The organism is Candidatus Aegiribacteria sp. (genome assembly GCA_021108005.1).
Lineage (GTDB): Bacteria > Fermentibacterota > Fermentibacteria > Fermentibacterales > JCC-6 > Aegiribacteria.
In genome coordinates this window covers 1-2,216 of the sequence record JAIORS010000087.1, presented here as the reverse complement: position 1 = coordinate 2,216, position 2,216 = coordinate 1, and the positions used below count along the sequence as shown (strand labels likewise).

Genomic DNA, 2,216 nt, shown 5'->3' with positions numbered 1-2,216 from the left:
GAAGATACTGAGAGGCTTCGGGGTGTTCGTAGTCCTGCTTCTGATAGGCTCGGTCTCGGTCTTTGCAGACGATGTAATAGTGTATACCTGCTATCAGGGATTCAACTCAAGAGTTTATATCATGGACATGGACGGTACTGTTTTAGACTGGTTCCAGTACAATAACTACAGACTTTGCGACCTTGAACTGATAGATGATGAAGTACATATTGTTGATGCATTCGCCCCCAGATCTTTCATCCTCGATCTGGAAACTGGAGGCCTTGATCTCATCATAGATGACTGGTCTCTCTATTATTTCTACGACATCGCTTTCGACGGCAATTATCTCTACGTCACAGAATGGGATATGAACCGATACCTCCCGGACGGCACCAGGGATTCCTCAACAGGCTATGATGGCTATGTATATGGCTCCACTTATCTCAACGACAGGCTGTACACTCTTACTGAAGACAACCTGATCCAATGCTGGGACATATCTCAATGGCCTGACATGATACTGGAGCCAGCATCAATAATTACCCCGCCCACCCCTGATTGCCGGGGTCTCAGCCACGATGGTGAATACATCTGGACCGCTGAAAGTAAAGGTGAACAGATAGGCTTCATCTACTGTTTCAACACCGAAGGCACCATCATCACCCAGATCAACGAACCGGCCTACTCCGGCTGGGGCGTCTGCATCGCTCCGAATTACCCCGTAGTTTTACAGCGATACACCTGGGCCAGTATTAAGAGGAGCTACTGAGTACTTCTGAACCTGAGGCTTCTAATTGGAGACGAAAGACCATGGTCTTTCGTCTCTGTCTCCGTAGTCATCATTCTCCGGGGCGTAATGGAGGTCGCTCATTCCGTACGTCACTTCTGCTCTGAACGATGCGATTCGTTGTCCGCCGTGGAATGAGCCCTCGTAGAGGAATTCGATGTATCCTATGAAGTGGATCTGTCTCGCAAAGAAATCCGGATCATTTTCAACTATCCATTGAACGGCTGCTTCCTCGTCACTCCTCCAGGGAACATCAAGCTCTGCGTATTTCTGGAGCAGTATCTGGTACTCCTCCCGTTCAGAGTACGGAATACGTATCGTTCCTCTGAAATGTTTTCCCGGCTCCAGCATTTCCAGGTTGATCTGAGGTTCACCCGATTGAAGCATCTGCCATGTTGACCAGTGTACGGTGTCCGGAGAGTAGCGTACATAAACATCACCCTGGTAGGGTGTTGTTACCTGACCGTTGCCCAGTGTGATTTCTTCCATTTTCGGATTGATGCTTACGTGAACCGATATTGCGTAAGGTGACCGCCATGAAAGCCCCAGAGCCATGGGAACTGTATGTATCCATCCGTCACGCAGGGATGCTGGTTCGCCATCCCATCCCAGACCGTTTGCGGTGATTGATAGTACTTCAGGTTCTGACCAGGTGGCCATGGCTTTTGCGTCAGCACTATCCGTGAAGTCAATATCCAGTTCCTTGAACTCGATGATTGACGCAATAGCCGACGAGATAAACAGATTGAGCAGAACTGTCATTGCTATCGTACAGTAAATCTTCATAGTTTTCCAGCCTTACTATTTTTGTATCCGGTAGGCTGCCGGTTCTTCCGCCCGTTGAAAATCAAATGGAGTTTTCATTCCGGAAGCTGTTCTGGTTTGAGAATACTGATTTTTTCTGATAACAGCTTCTGTACAATCATACATTCACTGTTTCCATTTTATTTCATCTGAAAGAGATGGTGCAGTCAGATATTCTCAACAGCTGGAAATCATGAGAGATGGAAACGGGTTGTTCTGATCTTTCCTTGCAAGATCTAGTAAGTGGAAAGCTCTTTCCGCAAACTCCGTAAGGGAGTAGTTGATAAGAAAAATGCCGATGTTTGCGATTTTCACACCCTGCCATCCCCACCTGCCAAGAGAGTACTGCAGCAAATTACCACTGAGGTTGAGTCTTGCATTAGCATCATCGTCTCCGTGAAAGATCTCATATGAGTACTTCATCAGAGCAAACATGACACCGATCTCACCGGATTTGGAATTGAATATCCGGCAGAAATTTGCTCCGAGAACTTCCTCTGTGAATGTGCCGGCAGATATGTACTGGGGACTCAGCATACGGATATACGTCCCCCTGAAGCCGGATCCATGAATTATTACCCGAACTCTATTTCAGGAACATCGTCTTGCCATGGAATGTACTCCGCATCGGGTTCACATACCA

General features: G+C 47.3%; 3 protein-coding genes. 1 reads left to right on the top strand and 2 read right to left on the bottom strand.

The genetic code is table 11. The features are described 5' to 3' along the window. Positions 1-751: hypothetical protein (locus K8S15_05085; GenBank protein MCD4775411.1), on the top strand; the 751-nt coding region annotated here is incomplete at its 5' end. A gap of 21 nt (positions 752-772) precedes the next feature. On the opposite strand, the gene K8S15_05080 is transcribed toward K8S15_05085, so the two are convergent. Beyond that, positions 773-1,555 (bottom strand): hypothetical protein, encoded by a 783-nt coding sequence (locus K8S15_05080; GenBank protein ID MCD4775410.1) that lies wholly within the window; start codon positions 1,553-1,555, stop codon positions 773-775. Positions 1,556-1,750: 195 nt separating this feature from the next. Further along, positions 1,751-2,110, bottom strand: coding sequence for a hypothetical protein (locus K8S15_05075; GenBank protein MCD4775409.1), 360 nt, complete (start codon positions 2,108-2,110; stop codon positions 1,751-1,753). Positions 2,111-2,216: the final 106 nt, after the last annotated feature.